The following is a 19418-nucleotide window of genomic DNA, read 5'->3' as shown; positions in this document are numbered from 1 at the left end:
AAATGGCAGTTTTAGCAGGTTTACAGCCAGAAAGAGTATTTCATTATTTCGAGGAGATTTGCGAAATCCCTCACCCAAGTTATCACGAGGAAAAGATTAGTGCATATCTTGTAGAATTTGCAAAGGCACACAATCTTGAATATTACACAGATGACCTTTACAACGTAATCATGATTAAGGAAGCTTCAGAGGGAATGGAGAATGTAGCTCCATTAATCCTTCAGGGCCACATGGATATGGTTGCTGAGCAGGAGCCAGATTGCAAGAAGGACATGCTTACAGAAGGTCTTGATCTTGAAGTAGTTGATGGATTCGTTACAGCTAAGGGCACAACACTTGGCGGTGATGATGGAATCGCAGTAGCAATGGCACTTGCAATCTTAGAGGATGATACACTTAAGCACCCACGTCTTGAGGTAATCATCACAGTTTCTGAGGAAGTTGGTATGGAAGGTGCAGCAGGCATCGATGTGTCAATGCTTAAGGGTCGCAAGATGCTTAACCTTGATTCAGAGGAGGAAGGACATTTCCTTAGTGGATGCGCAGGCGGATGCAGAATGGATATTGAGTACCCATTCAAGAAGGAATCTGTTAAGGGTGAACTCGTTTCAATCGAAGTTAAGGATTGCACAGGTGGACACTCAGGTACAGAAATCATTAAGGGTAGAGCAAATGCTACACAGATGGTAAATAGAATCCTCGCAGCAGGTATTGACGTGGCAGATGTATGCCTTATTGATTATGTTGGCGGAACAAAGGATAATGCTATCCCACGTGCTACAACAGCAAAGGTAGTTACAAACGCTGATGCTATCAAGGCTATGGAGGCAGAGGCTGCCGCAATTAAGAACGAATATGCAGTTACAGACCCAGATATGAAAATCGAAATCAAGTCTGAAGGCAATGTAGAAGTAGAAGGCGTAAATGCAGCAGATACAAGAAAGATGGTAGAGTTAATCCTTTCTTTACCAAACGGAGTTCAGGCTATGAGCCACGATATCGAGGGCTTAGTTGAGACTTCATTAAACTTAGGAATTCTTAACCTACTTGAGGACGAGCTTAAGTTCTCATTCTCACTTAGAAGCTCAGTAGATAGCGCAAAGGCAGCACTTATGCGCAAGGTAAGAATGATAGCTGAAGGCTTCGGCTGCAAAACATCTACTCATGGTGAGTACCCAGCATGGGAGTTCAAGCGTGAATCTACATTCAGAGATGAGCTTGTAGCTTTATATAAAGAGATGACAGGTGAGGATGCCATCGTTGAGACTATGCACGCAGGTGTAGAGTGCGGACTTTTAGCATCTAAGCTTCCAGGACTTGATGCAGTGTCAATCGGTCCAGAGCTTTACGATATTCATACTCCAAAGGAGCGCCTTGGAATTGCTTCTACAGAGAGAATATACAATTACGTTCGTCGCGTAATCGAAATGCAGAAATAATAAGCAAATAAAAAATAAGGGGTAACAGGAAGGAGAAGGACTATGCTTAGAATTGGAATGCTAACAAGTGGTGGTGATTGCCAGGCATTGAACGCTGCTATGCGTGGTGTTGTTAAGGGCTTGGCTGCAAATGTGAAGGACCTTGAGGTTTATGGCTTCTTCAATGGCTATAAGGGTCTGATTTATGGGGATTACAGACTCCTTACCAGCCAGGATTTCTCAGGTATTTTAACACGTGGTGGCACTATCTTGGGCTCTAGCCGTCAGCCATTCAAGCTCATGCGTGAGCCAGATGAAAATGGCCTTGATAAGGTAGAGGCAATGAAGTCCAACTATTACAAGCTAAACCTTAACTGCCTGGTTATCCTTGGTGGTAACGGCACACAGAAGACAGCTAATCTTCTAAGAGAGGAAGGGCTTAACATCATCCATCTTCCAAAGACTATTGATAACGATATCTTTGGAACAGATGTGACCTTCGGTTTCCAGAGTGCCATTGATATCGCATGTAACACCATCGATTGCATCCATACTACAGCATCATCTCATAGCCGCGTATTTATTGTAGAGGTTATGGGACATAAGGTAGGTTGGCTTACACTGTATGCAGGTGTTGCATCAGGTGCCGATATCATCCTGCTTCCAGAGATTCCATACGATATCAAAAAGGTCATAAAGGCCATCAATCATCGTGCGGAAGAAGGTAAGGGCTTCACCATCCTTGCAGTTGCCGAGGGTGCAATATCCAAGGAAGATGCAAAGCTTTCAAAGAAGGATTACAAGAAGAAATTAGAGACCTCCAAATATCCATCAGTTTCCTATGAGATTGCTGATAGAATTCAGAAGGAAACAGGTATTGAGGTACGTGTTACTGTTCCAGGACACATGCAGCGAGGCGGTAGCCCAGATCCATACGACAGAGTACTTTGCACACGACTTGGTTCAGCAGCTGCGCAGGCTATCATGGACGGAGATTTCGGTAACATGATTGCAATGGTAGATGGCAAGACAAAGCGCATTCCTCTTGAAAAGGTTGCAGGAAAGCTTAAGGTAGTTGAGCCAGATTGCCAGATGATAGAAGAGGCTAAGCGAATCGGCATTAGCTTCGGTGATTAAAAGAAAGAAAAAGGGTAGGTATTTGTTATGTCTTATATGGCATTGTATAGAAAGTTTAGGCCACAGACCTTTGAGGATGTTAAGGGCCAGGACCACATCGTGACAACTTTAAAGAATCAGGTAAAGAGTGACCGTATAGGACATGCATATCTTTTCACAGGAACAAGAGGAACTGGTAAGACAACTATCGCCAAGATTCTTGCCCGCACCATCAACTGCGAGAATCCTGTGGACGGTTGCCCATGTATGGAATGCGCCATGTGCAAATCCATCACAGCCGGCAATTCCATGAATGTAATAGAAATGGATGCTGCCTCAAACAACGGTGTAGATAGCATCCGACAGATAGTAGAGGAGGTGGCATACCCTCCTACAGAAGGGAAATACAAGGTTTACATCATCGATGAGGTACATATGCTTAGTACCGGAGCCTTTAACGCCTTGCTTAAGACCTTGGAGGAGCCACCTTCTTATGTTGTGTTTATATTGGCAACAACAGAAGTACACAAGATTCCAATTACCATCCTTAGCCGTTGTCAGAGATATGATTTCCATCGTATTTCCATCGACACTATAGCAGCCCGTCTAAAGGAGCTGATGGATAAGGAAGGAGTAGAGGTAGAGGATAAGGCCATCCGCTATATCGCCAAGGCAGCAGATGGTTCCATGCGAGACGGATTAAGTCTTTTGGACCAGTGCATAGCCTTTTATATAGGCCAGACTCTTACCTATGACAATGTACTGAAGGTGTTAGGCGCCATTGATACTGAGGTATTTTCAAGATTACTTCGTCATATCATCAACGGAGAAATCACCCAGTGCATCGGCATTTTAGAGGAAATTATCACTCAGGGACGCGACCTGAATCAGTTTGTAATAGATTTCACATGGTATCTTAGAAACCTGATGCTTCTTAAGAGTTCAGACGATATGGAGGATGTACTTGAAATGTCTTCTGATAATCTGGCTTTATTAAAAGAAGAAGCCAAGATGGTTGACACCGAGATTTTGATGCGATATATTCAAGTTCTCTCGGCGCTTTCTAATGATATTAAGTATGCAAGCGGTAAGCGAGTTCTTATCGAGATAGCACTTATCAAGCTGTGTAAGCCAGAGATGGAGCAGGATATTTCCGCTCTCAACAATAGAATGGCTAACCTTGAGAAAAAGGTGGAAAAGGGTGTGCAGGTAGTTATGGCTGCTCCTGCAGCAGGACAGGCGTCTGCTCCCAGTATGGCACCAGTGAAAAAGGAACCACTTCCAGCAGCTGTACCAGAAGAGGTAAAGCAGGTGGCTTCCAGTTGGGGCAATGTATTAGGAAAGGTACCACCTAACATTAAGATGTACCTAAAAGAGGTAACAACAATCACGGTAAATGATTTAGGTGAACTGGTTCTTATATTCGACCAGCCACAGGGAAGTGAACGCATGGCAGGTGATTTCGTAAACAGACCGGAGGTCATCGAGGAGATTTCTAAAGCCATAGAAACCATGATAAATAAAACCGTGAAGATTAAAGTTGAGATTAATTCCAGCAGCGTAAGCTCACAGGATTCAAAGACTGATATCCGAGAGTTTTTTGCCAGCAAAGGAATTGAGATAGAAGTAGATTCAGAATAATCTACGTAACATAAACCAGATAGAAAATGGAGGATTAAAGATATGGGTAAAGGAAGAGGCGGATTTCCAGGAGGAGCAATGGGCGGAGCCAACATGGCCAACCTTATGAAGCAGGCACAGCGTATGCAGCGTCAGATGGAAGAGGCTCAGGCAAAGCTTGAGGAAACAGAGGTTACAGGTACAGCCGGTGGCGGTGTTGTAGAAGTAACAGTTACAGGTTCAAAGGAAATCACAAAGGTACACATCGATCCAGAGGCAGTAGATCCAGAGGATGTTGAAATGCTTGAGGATCTTGTTATGGCAGCAACAAACGAAGCACTTCACAAGATTGATGAGATTACAGCAGCATCTATGCCAAAGATGCCAGGTGGACTAGGATTCTAATAGATGGAATATTACAGCAAAGAAATTAGCAACTTAATAGCAGAGCTAAGCGATTTGCCAAGCATTGGAAATAAGTCAGCCCAGAGGCTGGCTTTCCATATATTAGGCATGGACGAAGAAAAGGTAAACGACCTTGCCAACGCTATAGTGCAGGCAAGAAAAAACGTTAGATACTGTAAGGAATGCTTTACCCTTACAGATGAAGAGCTTTGTCCTATATGCTCTAATCCAAAGCGAAACCACAATATAATCATGGTGGTTGAAGATACTAGGGATTTGGCAGCCTACGAAAAGACAGGCAAATTTGATGGCGTTTACCACGTTTTACATGGCGCAATATCACCTATGGCAGGCATCGGCCCTGGTGATATAAAACTTAAGGAACTTATGGTTAGATTACAGCAAAATGATGTAGAAGAGGTTATTGTAGCTACCAATTCTTCCTTAGAAGGTGAGACTACAGCCGCTTACATTAGCAAGCTTATCAAACCAACAGGTATAAAGGTAAGCCGTATCGCATCAGGTGTGCCAGTTGGTGGCAACCTGGAATATATTGATGAGGTAACACTGCTTAGAGCGCTTGATGGTAGAACTGAATTGTAGCAATTTATGAGAAAGACCTTCGGGTCTTTCTTTTTATATTAGAAAATTGACTATAATAGTCGAAATATCTAAAATATACATGGTATAAATAGTGTGTATTAAAAATAACGATTATTGATTTGATAGTAAATTAGGGTTAGGTGATTATATGGGAGATATTGGAAGCCTGCGAAGTGAAATATATAGATTGGAGGAGGAAATCCGAGAGCTTCAAAAAGAAAGAGAAATGGATGATACATTATCAAATCAGTTCAAGTATTGTGGAAGGGTAAATGAATGAAGAAGAGACTAGTTGGATTAATTACAACAATGATAGTTGTTGTAATAATAGGAGGATGTTCAACAAATATGAAAGAAAGCGTGACTTTGAATGACAGACAAATTGATATTTTGTTAAGTGAAGATTTACCAACAGAATGGAATAAATTAACACCAAATCAACAAAAATCAATACAGGCAATAGAAGAGATGCTTGAGTATCTGGAAGATAAGTACGATAAGGAATTTATCTATGCAGGATATAAGCTGCCAGATATGTTGGGATATGACGAAGAGTCACTACGTGTATATGCAAATGGGGATAACCCAAAGACTGACTGCTTTACTGTAGAGAGAACAGAAGATGGCTTCACTGATAATTATAGTGAGGTTCTTGCATATGATGCTTATCAATGTATGTTGGATGAAGCTGTAAAAGAAATAGCAAATGATTATGTGATGAAGATATTTGCTGATATTGGAAAAGTTGATGAAAGCAATAATGTTGTTAATGCTAGTGCTGTAGTTATAGTTGATTCAGATAAAGTTGAAAATGAAGATGAGCTTGCTCAAGAGATTGAGGAAAGCATTTATAATGTTGATGGTGTAGATAATATTTCGTTATATTTTGTAAAGAATACATCTGTAAGTGATTTAACGCGAGATAATTGGGAAGAAACATTTAAAATGGAAAATATAGTTAAAAATTATTTTACTGTAAGAGAAGATATTCTAAAGTAATAGAGAACATAGTTGATTTAAAGCGTTCATCAGCACGTTCATGGAGCGAAAAAGGGAGATTATATATGGGGTGTTATTTTAAGATTTACGGAGGAAGTTAGATAATGGAATTAAATTCAAAGATAAAGTGTGCTTTGCAGGAAATTGATTTTGTAAACAGATATGAAAAAATAGCGGAAGAGTACAATGCCAATAGGACCCCATCAAATAATCGTTTAGTTCATGTTGATGGCGAAGAGGTAATTGACTAAACTAATTAAATTAATTAAAATAACCCATGTGAAGAATATGTGTATTTATTATGAAAAAATTGTGAGTGAAAAAGCTCATAACATTCAATTGAATGTAGTAGATACAGACAGTGATACTGCAACTATATTTAAAGTATATTTTTCCATAGAGAATTAGCGGCAGGCTGTTATGGTCTGCCGATTTATATATGCAGAAATTTTTTAGATAAAAAATAAAGAGATAAAGAAAGGGAGATATGTGATGAGTGATACATTAGATGTCAGATATACTGATATATTAAATGTTGAACAAACATATAAAAGAAATTTAGATGAACTTAAATCTAAAATTACAATTCTAAAAAATTCTATTGAAGCAGTAGTGAGTGACCCAAATTTTACAGGTGCGACAGCTGATTCAATAAAAAGCTATTTTTCAGAAGTGCATCTTACACTTCTGGATGCATTGGATTCTCTTGCTCAGAATATGTTGGACAATATGGCTTTATACAAATCTGGATATTACAGCGTTGATGCTTCCACGAACTTTATTATCAATGAAGAGTATATAAATCTGTACAAGGATAATTTAAATAAGCGTTTTACAGAAGAAACTACAGGCGTATATGACTGTAAAGACAAAGTGGATAAGGCACTATTAGATATAGCGGATATTTATTCAGCAACGAGTCCTTCTATTACAAATCTTGAAGCGGCTAATATTACTGTTACAAATGAGATGACGAATTTAATTACTAATACTGGTACGCTAGAAAACCAGACAGTAGAAGCGCTGACAAATTCTACAGCAATTCTATTGGAACAGATTATGGCAAGCATTAATGCTGCATCAACAGGAGCAACAGCGTCTACATATCAACCGGGAGCATTTTTTACTAATAAAAATGTGCAGGCTATGAAGGCTGTTGGCGATTTTTTTGATGAGCAGCACGAAAAATACTCTGAGGAATATGAAGCTATATGGAATACAGAAAAGGAACTTGAAGAAGCCGCTGCCGAGCGAGAAGAAGAAGGTGTATGGAAGACAATTGGTGGCCTTGCTTTAATTACTGGTGGTACATTATGTATTGTATTCACAGCTGGAGCTGCAACACCAGCAGTGGTTGCAGCAGGAGGAGTTTTCGGTGGCGGTACTGTTATTTTTGGATTATCAGATACTTTAGAAGGTGCGCAGGATATTATGTATGGAAATGCGGGAGATATTGATTCTCATGCATTAAATGTAATGCGAGATGAAGTCTTTCAAGGCAACTATCAGGCTTATTATATTACAGAAAATATATTTGCGTTTACCGCTTCTGCGCTTACTCCGATTGGTGCAGCGTCTAAGGCTGGTACATTAACTTTGCGTTCTGGAGCAGTTGCAACTGGAAAGGTTGCAATCTCAACTTTGGCAGGCGATGGCGCATCAAGACTTACCATGAATGCTACAAACAATCGTACATTGAGTATGCTTGCTGGTATGTCGGTAAGTACTATGACAGGATATGGCTTGAATCAATTAGATGCAAAATTTAACATTTCGACAGGAACACCAAAGACCACAGCTCAATTATTACAGGAATCTAATTGCAGTCAGGAAGAGTTATCCAAATTCCTAACTAAAAAAGCAGAAAAGGGACTTGTTAGCCAGGAGGCAGTAGATTTATTCAACAACGAAGGAATATGGCCAGATGATATACAAATTCCAAAGGATTCTGCATTTATTAATCCTGATGGCTCCGAGTGCTGGGATAAAGCCCCTAATAATGGTTATACCTTGGATAAAGATGGGAATCCAATTAAGGAAAGTTTTGTTCCTAATGAGGGCGATAAATTTGATCGATATGGACCTTCAGATGGCCGATACACCTCTCCTTTAGAGGGGAATCAGTCTTATTCATATGATGAGAGATCTCTGCCTTACGTAGAAGATTCACGGCAGTATCATAGATATCAGGTTACAGGTGATTTTAATAATTTAGAGGAGTATGTAAATAATTGTCCAGATCCTAAAGTAAGAGAATATGTAGAGTTTACTAGAGATAAATTTATGGGGGGTGATTATAATAACTTCTCATCATCTAGGGGAACAGCTGCTCCAGTTGATAAATGGGGATGTGGTGGAGCAACCCAGCAAGAATTTGGATTGGATATTAGAACTTTAGAAGCCCTAGGAATGGTAGAAGAAATACCTGTTCCGCCAAATCGAGTAAATACTACAGGAACCGTAAATCCATATTTTTATATTGAAGATATTCAGGAAGAGAAGTAGGTGAAAAAATGCTGATTAAGGATTTAGAAAAAATAATTAAAGAAGAAAATTTAAAAGGTGCAAATATTTGTAACACTACATCACTGAAGCCAGATGAGGTGGTAATAACACAAGAGGATGGCAAATGGAAAGTCTATAATACAGATGAGCGAGCTTCTTTGATAGGAGTAGTAAGTTGTTTTGATTCAGAGGCTGAGGCTTGCGAAGATTTTATAAAAAAATTGCGCTTGGGAAAAAGATTATTAGAACTAGAAAAAGAGATTTGGGGAAATAAAAAATAATAATTGTATACACAATGAAAAATGGAGAGCACAACGATGAATGAAAAAACAGAGTATCTTCCACTAGGAAGCTTGGTTCAGATTAATGGCGGAAAGAAGCTATACGTCATAATTTCCAGAGGTCTTCAAGTTAAGTTTGAAGGAGAGAAATTATTCTTTGACTATGGTGCGTGTATGTATCCAGAAGGATTAATTGGAGATCAGGTTGTATACTTTCAACATGAGAATATTGAGAAAGTCGTTTTTAAAGGATATTCCGATAAGAATGATGAAGAGATGGTTAAGGCAATTCAAGAGGTATATGAGAAACAGAACTTAGTTAAAACCGATTTGAAACAGATGAAAAAGCAAAGGAAAAACTAATATGGGAAACAGTGACGCAGAATATGAAAGCTTAAAAGGTGAATTAAGTAGTAATGAGAGTCAGCAGGCTACTACGCGTAGTGAAATTAGTGATTTGGACAATAAAATTCAGCGTTTAAGAGATGCATATAATAAGCTTGACGAGGCCAAAGAATCTGTAAAGGTTCAAAAAAATATTGTTGGTAATATGCCAGATTTTTATGAATCTTTATGGAAGGGGGCTCATGCAAATTCTGTCTATACAGCCTGCGAGGCTAGCGGAATCTTATCGACTGAATATGCAAACTATGTTGATGCATTGGATGAGATAGAAGACAACATCAATAATGAGATTAATCGCCTTAATAATATTCGTAGTGAAAAGTGGGGAATATTACAGGGGTTGATTAATGCATGGAACAATTTATCTACGCGTATACGTAATTACTTTAATTAAAAAGGGGGGGTAATAGAATGAGTGATACTTACGGTTTGGAAATAAAAATTAATTCTATAAATGTAGATACAAAGTTCAAGTTAGTAGATAGCAACAAAAGCGGAATTGTAGTGGATGACACTGAAGAAATCGAGGGTGTGTCGCCAGCCTTATCGAAGTTTATTGAGGAGTATAACCAGTTGATAAAAACCCTTTATTCTTATCGTACATTGATTGGAACCTATAACAACATGGGTTTGGGGGATTTAGGGAATGTCAAAAAGGCGGTGGATAAACTTCAGGAAACCGATGTGAACTTGGGAACATCCATGAAACTGATATAATTTTTAACTTGGAGGATAAGCATGAAAAAAGAGTAATTGTCCTGTTCATGGCGTTGTGACATTTAGTCCAGCACAGTTATATTCAGGTACAATTAACGCTAATGTAAAAAGCAACTGGACTAAATAAGATTAACAAGAAATAGTATTTATCTTTAAGAACAGAATAAGATTCTTAGTTAATGCGGCAGGCTGTTATGGTCTGCCGTTTCATATATACATTTTTATGAGAAAGAGGGAGATTATAAATGGGGTGTTATTTTAAGATTTACGGAGGAAATAAGATAATGGAATTAAATTCAAAGATAAAGTGTGCTTTGCAGGAAATTGATTTTGTAAACAGATATGAAAAAATAGCGGAAGAGTACAATGCCAATAGGACCCCATCAAATAATCGTTTAGTTCATGTTGATGGCGAAGAGGTAATGGAGACAATTGCTTCTTTGGGATATCAGCCCTCGTTTGATGCTAAAGAAAAGTTTTATAAAATCAAAGAAGAAAAAAATGGTGAGTTTACATTTGGTTTCCATATAATCTTACGAGATGGGAATGTTGATTTAGTATGGATTGTTAAAGAAAACAAAGAACTTTTGTTAGGGTTACCTTGGAGCTTGTATTCAAGGTTACTTATTAATCCTGATTATAAAATAAGCTATCCAGTGATTGGCTCTTATGAAGACATAGATGATATTTTAGAGAAGGCATTCACTATGTTTGAGGACTTCAAGCAAGCATTGCGAAAGTAATACGAATATGATCGAAACAGTTTGATTGTTTTGTACCAGTACTTCAACTTGGAGGGAAAAGTCGGTAAAAACTCTAGAATTGCAGAGAGGATGAAGCCCTCAGCCAATGGATTCTAAACAATTGGGGTGTTGAGGTAGTAGTTAAGGATGGGCAGATAGTAGCTACCTAGGAATATTTAATAATTGTGGATATCATTTGAGGCCCGCTACTATATCAATTGGGTGGCGGGACTTTTTCATTATTAGCTCATTTCAGATAAATAAAATTTGCCAACATAATATTTCAGATTTTGAAAGAGGAATAATAGCATTAAATGGAGGTATATTCTATGATTTCTAAGAAAGAAATAAAGGACATTTTACAAAGTAAGTTAAAAATAAGAGAGGATTTTACCGTTGGTGAGTTGGTTAGAAAGCCTGGAATGTGTGGGTGTGTAGATATAAAAGGTGGCTGGTATTTATATTCAGTTGATGATCACAATGACTGTATTTTTACAGGTCCTTTCAATGATAAAGCTATTGTTTATGCTTGTGCTGTAAAGCTTCATAGTGGAAAATTATTTCAGGAATATAGATTTACTAATGAAGAATTTTCAGTATATATGAGCAACCATTTTTATTCTATAAATGATATTTAATTGAGAAGGTATATTCACATAAGAACTGAATCTTTGATTTGGATTTATTTGAAGAGGCAAAGAAATTTGTCGGCATACTAAAGAATGATGAGTGTTACTGCTTTGTACCAGTACTTCCACTGGGAGGGAAAAAGTCGGTTAAAACTCTAGAAATAGGAAAGACAAGAGAGCACATAGAAGTTATAACTCAATTGGTAGGAGGAGTAGGGATGGGCAGATTGTATCTGGCAAGAATTGACAAAATCTGGCAAGAATTACAAGGCTTAGGTAATTGACTAAACTAATTAAATAAATTAAAATAACCTATGTGAAGAATTTGTGTATTTATTATGAAAAAATTGTGAGTGAAATAATCACAATATTCAATTGAATGTAGTAGATACAGACAGTGATACTGCAACTAGATTTAAAGTATATTTTTCCATAGAGAATTAGCGGCAGGCTGTTATGGTCTGCCGTTTTATATGGAGATTTTTTATACAGAAGGAGAGGTAAGATGAGCGATACAACAAATGTGGTGAAGGTTAGTAAAAATGATGTAGAAAACCACAGTGGTGAATTTCACGAGGTAGCCAATTTTTTAAAAGAAAGATATATGGATCCTTATGATTCCAAAAGTACGATAGAAGCAAATGCTAATGCTCAATTTGCTTTTAATACATCACAAACAATATTACATAGCTTAGGCGTGGGAATTGATAATGAAGCTGAAGTAATCAAATCTGTAGGTGCTACATTTGAAGAATATGACGAAATGGTTGCAAGCTTAATATCTCATGGTTATAGATTCCCAGTATATGTACAAGGAGACTAAGATGACAGAAAATTCATATTTAAATCCTGAATATATAAAGAGTATGTGTACAGGAGCAATTAACGATTTAACATTAGATAACACTGATTTGGGTGAAGTAGAAACTGCAATAAAAAATTTCATGGACAATGACGAACTCAAAGGAAATGCTTTTAGCGCATTGAAAGATTCAATGAATCAGTATCTAACGTATATTACTTACCTTAGGGATGCAAATGACGCAGATATAGCAGATTATAATTCCCTTTCAAGTGCAGTCGGAGATGAGATCCTTGATGGGGCTACTATACGAAAGAATCAGAAAGATGCTTGGGAATCTAAGTGTAATAATGAAAGTATTGCCAGCGATTATCGAAGTAAGGCGAGCGCAACAGATAATGGGATAAAGGCGGCTTTTTATATGTGCGTAGCTTGGTATCATGACAAATTAGCTGAATCTGATTTTGAAACATATTTATACTGGGTTGGAAAAGAAGAAAAGTACGATGAGATTGATAACGCCACAAAAGGACTATTTGGCATAGGTGCTGAATACCGATTCAAATGTATATATAATCCAAATAATCCAGCTAAAGGCGGTTTGTATGTAGGCGGTTCAGATATTATTTATAAATTATACGTTCACGCTTTGCAATATGGTGATTTCAAGTACAATTCAAATAATGTATTTGATGATGAAGGTGCTTATGGTGGAAATCAGGGTTCGCCAAAGGTGAACGTTGATGAAGAAATGCTTGCATACCTCAGAAAAAAAACAGGAAACTCTAAGCTTACTAAAGAAGAAGCTGAGGAAATGTTGGAGAAATTAAATAGTGAGGGATGTGGTTATGTTGCAGTGACTAACAGCATCTTTAAAGAATTTGAGGGTAAGCCTGATGAATTCAAAAAGAAATTCGGATTTGATATGTATGACGAGAATGGTGAGATAAATTATAACTATTTAATCGTTGATTTTTATTTGTCCACGGATGATGTTTATTATCTGGATGAGACCTATGGTAGAACAGCATTATGGAACGACATGTTAAATTATTACGAAGATAACCCAGATGAATTCAAGCAAAAATATGGAATAGAGTTATTTGACGCTGATGGTAATGTAACTGATGAAGCAGATGCTGCTATTGAAAATGAAGTAAATGCTATAGAAACAGAAACATACGAATATGAGACAAGTGGTACAACTACCTATTCACGTTGTAATAGATGTACTCATTATGCAACGGAAAAGGGGATTACTATCGACTACGATCAGTATTCCATTAATGAAGATAATCCTCTTAATACGGATGATATAGAATCTTATTTGCGAGATGGACAAGAAGTCGTAATTGGCGCTAGCGATTTTAATCTGTACGAAGAAGATGGTGATGTATATACCCATGTTGACGGTGGACATGCTATGTCAGTTACAGGCGTTACAGAGGAAGGCCTGCTTATAGTATCATCTTGGGGTAAAAAGTATTATATAGATCCAAGTAAATGTGATATTGATCAAATGGACGTTATAGATGTTGTTAGCGATTGAGAGGCGTGAAAAATGAAAAAAACAATAATAGTTTTTCTGATGGTTACAATGATGGTTATGTCTGCTTGTTCTACAGAAGAAAAAATAGAGAATGAAGAGCAAAATGTAACTGCTCAACAGGAGGAACAAACAAAAGAAGAACCAGAGGTTGTTGCTCAGCAGGAAGAGCAAACAAAAGAAGAACCAGAGGCTGATGTTCAGCAGGAAGAAGAAACAAAAGAAGAACCAGAGGTTGTTGCTCAGCAGGAAGAACAAACAAAAGAAGAGGAGTCTGGAATGAATAAAAGATTATTAGTGTCAGTAGAGTTTATTGAGCAGGATGGTGAGTATGTTGTTTGCAAAGATAAAGCTGGAATCACTTACAGAGTAAAAACTGAAAATGATATGAGTATGGTTGAGGGAGAGAGATTGAAGCTTGAGTACGACACCGCTGAAGTAGAAGAACTCGAAGAGAATGTTTTGTTGATTAATGATGGCGTTCTCTCCCCTGGTAAACCGCTTAAGTCGATGAAGTAATTTAAAATTTTAATACATATATTTTTATTTGGAGGATAAGTATGAAAAAACGAATCATCGCTCTATTCATGGCGGCGGTCATGATGATGGGCGCACCTATGCCTGTAAATGCGGCAGAGGTGGAAACAACCGAACAGGGAGACTACTTGGAGAAAGAGTTTATTGACAATTTTTTCAAGAAAGACTCTGAGAATACTGAACAGGAGGAAGAAGCTCCTACAGAAGAAAAAGAATCAGAAGATGTTTCTGAAGAGGAATTAGAGACTGAAGAAGTTGAAGAGGAAGAGGCAGTCAAGGAAGAATCAGAAGAAGAATCTAAAGAAGAAGCAATTAATAAGGTTGAAAGCATCAAGCTTGTTGATTGGAATGCTGATAAGAAACCTCTCGATTCAGTAAATGTAACAGAATCTAAGTATGAAGGAGATTATCGTGATTACGATACTTCTGTAGGTGTTACATACCAGGTGGTTGGCATTGTTATGTATGATGCCGAGGATAACCAGGTTAGTGTAAGCGATGCAAACATTGAAGCATCAGATGTTGCTTACGAGGTTGTAAAAAAGGTAGATGATTCCTACGAAGTAGTAAGCGATGAAGCCTCACCAGTAAAATTGGTAAAAGAAGATGGTGAGGTTGAATGTCTTGTAGACGGAAAAACTGCAAGTGAAAATGAGTTTTATCTTCAGGCGACACTTAAGGCTTCTGAATACACAGAAGAATGCACAGTAACAGTACCAATTGTTGTAGCTGAGAATCCATCAAATTCTTTTGTCGAGCCAGCTACATACTGCGCAACTAAAGAAGAAGCTTACGCTGCTGTTAGAGACATTATCACTAATAGAGTAAACAAGATAGAAGATTATAGAGCATCAAACTATAGAAGCTATCAGGATGGTGCTTATGTTTACGATAGAATTGCAGTTAATGCTGATGCAGTAGCAGATAGTGAGCTTTCACTTTTAGATATTTGTGATTTCTACGAGGAACGCGAGGATATGAATGCCTGGGAAGGAGATTATATCCTAGGATATATCGGTTCAAATAATGCTGTAGATTTCGCATATAATAATCCAAGTATTTATACAGAAAATGATGAGTTGTTAGAGCAGGTTACAACAGATGATGCAACCTACAACGTATATGAAATCTATCTTCCAGTAATGACTACAAAGGCTCAGGAAGAAGCTGTTGATAAAAAAATAGAAGAGCTTAAAGCTACAGAATTTGAAGGCTATGATCTTTGGTTGAACGAAGACAAGATTAAGGCTATCTATGATTATTTGGAAGAAATTGTTGCAGATGATGCTGATGTGAATGGAACAAATCCTACATATCACACAGCATATAGTGTGTTAGTAGACGGTATTGGAACAGCAGATGCATACGCGCTTGCCTTCACAAGACTTTCTAGAGAGCTTGGTGTAAAGAGCCGCGCTATTATGGGCGTTGATTCTGGTGCACATGCCTACAACATTGTAGAGCTTGATGAGGGATTTTGGTATTTCTTAGATTGCAGTGCAGGTATATATCTTACAGGTACATCTTTCGAAAGAGCAGAAGAGCTTGAAAGATATTCAGATGAGAGATTTGTAAAGAATTATTTAAAGCTTATTGTAAAGGACAATCTTCTTGGTGCAGCAGTAAAGTATATTTCCGTATCAGCAGTTAAGTCATTGACAGATTCAACTGTAGTTATAAATTCAACAGGCTTTGATACATGGGCGGATGCTGTAAAGTTTATAAACACCCAAAATAAGAATTATGTATACACTATAAAGCTTAATGATAAAGTAGAAGTAACAGGAAAATTAACATTTCCAAAGGCAGCCTTAGTAAAGGTAACATCAGATCCAAATGCAAAGAAAAAGTTAATCTACTCAGGAGACATTGCACCAAGCTGTGATGTAGCATTTTCAAATGTAATTCTTGCTACAGACAATAAAAAGGCAAAGCTTGTTGCAGGTACACACAAGGTGGAATTTAGTAATGTAACAAGCAATGAGTTTGCAACTGTAACTGCTACAGGTGCAGGTCAGCTTATATTAAACAACAGTAAAGTTGTATCTACAGGTGCTATTTCACTTTCAAATCTTAAGATGGCAGGTGGACAGCTTATATCAAACACAGCTGGTATAACAGTTTCAAATCTTGCAGATCTTAAAGGTGCAAAGATTGATGTTAAAACAACTGTATCATTCAAAAACATCATTTCAAATGATGGAAATAATAGCATTACATACGGTACAGATTACAAAAACACATTCAATATCACCGGAACAATAAATGCCGACAAGACACCATCACAAATGCAAGTGTCTGTAGGAAGCAAGAAAATCAATGTAAGTACATACGCTTTAAGCATTGTTCCAAAGTATCTTTCAGCTAATGGTTACAAGGATGCTAAACAGTACGAAAATAAGACAATCGTAACAGCAAAACAGGTTCCAGCCTGCTATGTAGTGATTGGTAAGAGTGGAAGTACTATTAAGCATGCACTAAGAAAATCTCATGATGCATTAGTGCTTGATTTAAATCCTGATAGAGCAGTTGAGCTCATCGAGAATGGAAATATTACATTAGGTAGATTTGATACATTAACAGAAGCAGTTAACGAAATTGTAAAGACAGGTAATGCAACAAAGAGCTATAAACTAAAGATATATACTGATATAGCTACAAAAGCGGATAAGAAGCCATCAACAGAATTGGATAATCTTATAATACCTGCAAATGCAAAGGACGTTACCATAGAATCTGCAAATGGCGTGTATGGGTTAAAGCTTAACAACACAATAACACTTAAAACAGATCTTACTTTAACCAACTTAAAGTTTGAAGATCACTTCGCAAAGAATGGAACTAACGTAAAGTTAAACTTCAATCTAGGAAAGAGTAAGCTAACACTTAACAATGTGACAGTAAACAGAGATAGCGATAGAATCGGTAGAATCTTTGGTGATAGTGTAACAGGAACATCAGCACTTATATTAAATGGGGCTGGATCATTAAATAGTGATAATAAGCTTAATCTTATAGTTACAGGTAATCTGGAAAATGTTGGAGAGGTAAATTTAAAAAGCAGCTCATTAGCTGTATTAGGTAAAACAAATATCGGATTAATGACCTGTAAGGGTATAGATTTACCACGAGTATTTGTAGGAAGTGCCAATGTAACAACTAAAAAAGTAGATGGACAAGTAATAGTAACATCGGTTAAATCAAATGTAACTATTAATGAGATATATAGTGAAATATTACGCAGTGAGAAAACGCGAAATTTAGCATTTTCTTTAATATATTACTCAGGCAAAAATATTTTAAACGAAATTGACGGGTATGATGCTTCAATGTTTACTCGAGCTAAAGCGGGATTTCAGATATTAAAGGGTGTAAAGGTTTCTGAAAAGCTGATTACGTATGTAGATGATTTTGAAAAAATCCCAGAAACATATGTAGATAGAAAGAAGAATGGCGCTCTTTATCTCGTGGATCCGGCTACAGGTGACCCACGATATGAATTAAGATTAAAAAATGATCCTAAAGTGGATTCTCTTAGCTATAAGCATATTGCATATTTTGATACATTGAAAGAAGCAGTAAACGAGATAGATGCAATAAAAGACCCAAATGCAACATATGATATACATGTAAATAATAAAGATATAAAAAACTATGAGCCATTACCAATGCCTAAAGCGGGTTGTGCTAAGGGACTCATTATTGGAAGAATTAATAGAACAGAAAAATTTTATTTGACAAATACTAGTATAAATCCAACTTGCAATCTCTATTTTTATCACAGTGATATTTATACTAAAAAGCCATTGTCATTTAATATTGGAACTCATGAATTACATATTTTGAACTCATATTTTATAAATGAGTATGACTGGAAAAGATATGAAATGGATTTAGAGAAAGATATTGGAACTTCTATAATAAAGTCCATTACAGGTGCAGGAGAAACAAAGGTCAATAAAGATGGAACAAAACCTACTGTTTTATTAGGAGCAGCAATCACTCTAACCGGTAGTTTTACAAAGGTAGGATGTTTACAATTAGGTGATACAGATGTATGTACAGATGGGCAGTTATATTGTATGGGGGCTGTATCTGTAGGTGAGGTTAAATATGCATGGAGTCCTGGGAAATCTGAATGTGAACTTATAGGTGGATCGGATATCACAGTAAGTAGAAATAAAGTAACAAAAGTTACTTCAAAAATTAATATAATTAATGGAATACAGGGATTTAAAACCGTTAGTAATGATGTTCCAAAACCATTAAATATAGAATTAGGACTTAAATATAAAGGGGTGGATGATTTCGGTATAGAACAATTAAATGAAAAAGAACTTCAGGATTATTTGAATCTTAGCCTCTCTGATAGCTTGTTGAATGGTGATAAGCTTTCATATGAATTGTTTAAAACTAAAAACGCTATGTTTAAAGATAAAGATGGAAATCTTTTATTTAAACTAGGCAATCGAAAAGAAAGCGAGATAATTAGAAAAGGTGATAAGTTCTACTGTAATACAAAAGCGCTACAAACTGTACCTGGTTACACTGTCAAGAATGCCAGCGGTGAAACAGCAGGAGCATTCATAAATTATGCAGATGCTGTTGCTACAATAAACAATGTTTTACCAGCGGCTACTAAGTACACGATAATCGCAAATAAAGAGGATGCGACAAAACAGCACAAGGCAGAAACATACACAATTCCAAGTGCAAAGAAAGCACCACAGTTTGAATTACAGGGAAGTGGTCAAGAACTAAATTATTTAGGACGTACTGGAATGACATTTAATGTTGCTGATAATCAAAAGGTTACAGTTGTTAATACGAAATTTAGAAGTGATGGTAAGGGCAACAAGCCAGTTAACATCAGTGTCGGAAAAAGCAGTGAATTTAAAGCTACAGAAACGACAATAGATAACCTGAAGAATATAACTGGAAAATCGGCAGCCGCTAAGGGTGTTGTGTCGTTCTCTCCACAACAACTTTATACAGGTACATTGAATGGTAATGTGATATCTTCTGGATTGAAAAAGAAATAAAGATGAGGCTCAAAATCCACACATTATTTAACGTGTGGATTTTGGCAAGA

The 19418-nt window shown here is 37.1% G+C and carries 20 protein-coding genes; all 20 read left to right on the top strand.

All coding sequences use genetic code 11. The features are described 5' to 3' along the window. Positions 1-2: 2 nt before the first annotated feature. The 20 genes from BM097_RS11055 to BM097_RS10970 all read left to right on the top strand — a co-directional run bounded on the left by BM097_RS11055 (position 3) and on the right by BM097_RS10970 (position 19368). Positions 3-1439: an aminoacyl-histidine dipeptidase gene (locus BM097_RS11055; RefSeq protein ID WP_090549487.1), complete on the top strand. Its 1437-nt coding sequence runs from the start codon at positions 3-5 to the stop codon at positions 1437-1439. A 42-nt stretch (positions 1440-1481) separates the two neighbouring features. After that, entirely contained in the window at positions 1482-2555 is a 1074-nt protein-coding gene (locus BM097_RS11050; protein ID WP_033152656.1) for a 6-phosphofructokinase, read from the top strand. A 27-nt stretch (positions 2556-2582) separates the two neighbouring features. Beyond that, entirely contained in the window at positions 2583-4175 is a 1593-nt protein-coding gene (dnaX, locus tag BM097_RS11045) for a DNA polymerase III subunit gamma/tau (protein ID WP_090549484.1), read from the top strand. Between the two features lie 42 nt (positions 4176-4217). Beyond that, positions 4218-4559, top strand: coding sequence for a YbaB/EbfC family nucleoid-associated protein (locus BM097_RS11040; protein WP_090549482.1), 342 nt, complete (start codon positions 4218-4220; stop codon positions 4557-4559). Positions 4560-4562: 3 nt separating this feature from the next. Further along, a complete protein-coding gene (gene recR / locus BM097_RS11035; protein ID WP_090549481.1) occupies positions 4563-5162 on the top strand; it encodes a recombination mediator RecR in 600 nt (199 codons plus the stop codon). 148 nt (positions 5163-5310) lie between these two features. Beyond that, entirely contained in the window at positions 5311-5442 is a 132-nt protein-coding gene (locus BM097_RS16825; RefSeq protein ID WP_255406670.1) for a hypothetical protein, read from the top strand. Beyond that, positions 5439-6161, top strand: a complete 723-nt coding sequence (locus BM097_RS11030) for a hypothetical protein (protein ID WP_090549478.1) — start codon at positions 5439-5441, stop codon at positions 6159-6161. Before BM097_RS16825 ends, BM097_RS11030 begins: the two co-directional genes overlap by 4 nt. Before the next feature lie 104 nt (positions 6162-6265). After that, complete coding sequence (locus BM097_RS16400; protein ID WP_177197447.1) at positions 6266-6412, top strand: hypothetical protein; 147 nt, start codon at positions 6266-6268, stop codon at positions 6410-6412. A gap of 241 nt (positions 6413-6653) precedes the next feature. Beyond that, a complete protein-coding gene (locus BM097_RS11025) occupies positions 6654-8666 on the top strand; it encodes a T7SS effector LXG polymorphic toxin (protein WP_090549474.1) in 2013 nt (670 codons plus the stop codon). Positions 8667-8674: 8 nt separating this feature from the next. Continuing rightward, positions 8675-8947 (top strand): Imm59 family immunity protein, encoded by a 273-nt coding sequence (locus tag BM097_RS11020; RefSeq protein ID WP_090549471.1) that lies wholly within the window; start codon positions 8675-8677, stop codon positions 8945-8947. A gap of 36 nt (positions 8948-8983) precedes the next feature. After that, positions 8984-9310 carry a DUF4176 domain-containing protein gene (locus BM097_RS11015; protein WP_177197446.1) on the top strand — a complete coding sequence of 109 codons (327 nt, stop codon included), beginning with the start codon at positions 8984-8986 and terminating at the stop codon, positions 9308-9310. Position 9311: 1 nt separating this feature from the next. Then, positions 9312-9746 (top strand): YwqH-like family protein, encoded by a 435-nt coding sequence (locus BM097_RS11010; protein WP_090549466.1) that lies wholly within the window; start codon positions 9312-9314, stop codon positions 9744-9746. A 17-nt stretch (positions 9747-9763) separates the two neighbouring features. Then, entirely contained in the window at positions 9764-10069 is a 306-nt protein-coding gene (locus BM097_RS11005) for a hypothetical protein (RefSeq protein WP_090549464.1), read from the top strand. Between the two features lie 284 nt (positions 10070-10353). After that, complete coding sequence (locus tag BM097_RS11000) at positions 10354-10812, top strand: hypothetical protein (RefSeq protein ID WP_242944702.1); 459 nt, start codon at positions 10354-10356, stop codon at positions 10810-10812. Positions 10813-11141: 329 nt separating this feature from the next. Further along, entirely contained in the window at positions 11142-11450 is a 309-nt protein-coding gene (locus BM097_RS10995; RefSeq protein WP_090549460.1) for a hypothetical protein, read from the top strand. A 38-nt stretch (positions 11451-11488) separates the two neighbouring features. Beyond that, positions 11489-11725, top strand: a complete 237-nt coding sequence (locus BM097_RS17055) for a T6SS immunity protein Tdi1 domain-containing protein (protein WP_177197445.1) — start codon at positions 11489-11491, stop codon at positions 11723-11725. A 221-nt stretch (positions 11726-11946) separates the two neighbouring features. After that, positions 11947-12264, top strand: coding sequence for a TIGR04197 family type VII secretion effector (locus BM097_RS10985; protein ID WP_090549452.1), 318 nt, complete (start codon positions 11947-11949; stop codon positions 12262-12264). Position 12265: 1 nt separating this feature from the next. Next, positions 12266-13792: a hypothetical protein gene (locus BM097_RS10980; RefSeq protein ID WP_090549449.1), complete on the top strand. Its 1527-nt coding sequence runs from the start codon at positions 12266-12268 to the stop codon at positions 13790-13792. Positions 13793-13804: 12 nt separating this feature from the next. Continuing rightward, positions 13805-14308 (top strand): hypothetical protein, encoded by a 504-nt coding sequence (locus BM097_RS16395; RefSeq protein WP_090549446.1) that lies wholly within the window; start codon positions 13805-13807, stop codon positions 14306-14308. A 41-nt stretch (positions 14309-14349) separates the two neighbouring features. Next, on the top strand, positions 14350-19368 hold the full coding sequence (locus BM097_RS10970; RefSeq protein WP_090549442.1) for a transglutaminase family protein: 5019 nt from the start codon (positions 14350-14352) through the stop codon (positions 19366-19368). Positions 19369-19418 lie beyond the last annotated feature (50 nt).

The organism is Pseudobutyrivibrio sp. OR37, assembly GCF_900113655.1.
GTDB lineage: Bacteria > Bacillota > Clostridia > Lachnospirales > Lachnospiraceae > Pseudobutyrivibrio.
The sequence above is the reverse complement of the archived record's forward strand: the minus strand, read 5'-3'. Positions and strand labels throughout refer to the sequence as shown.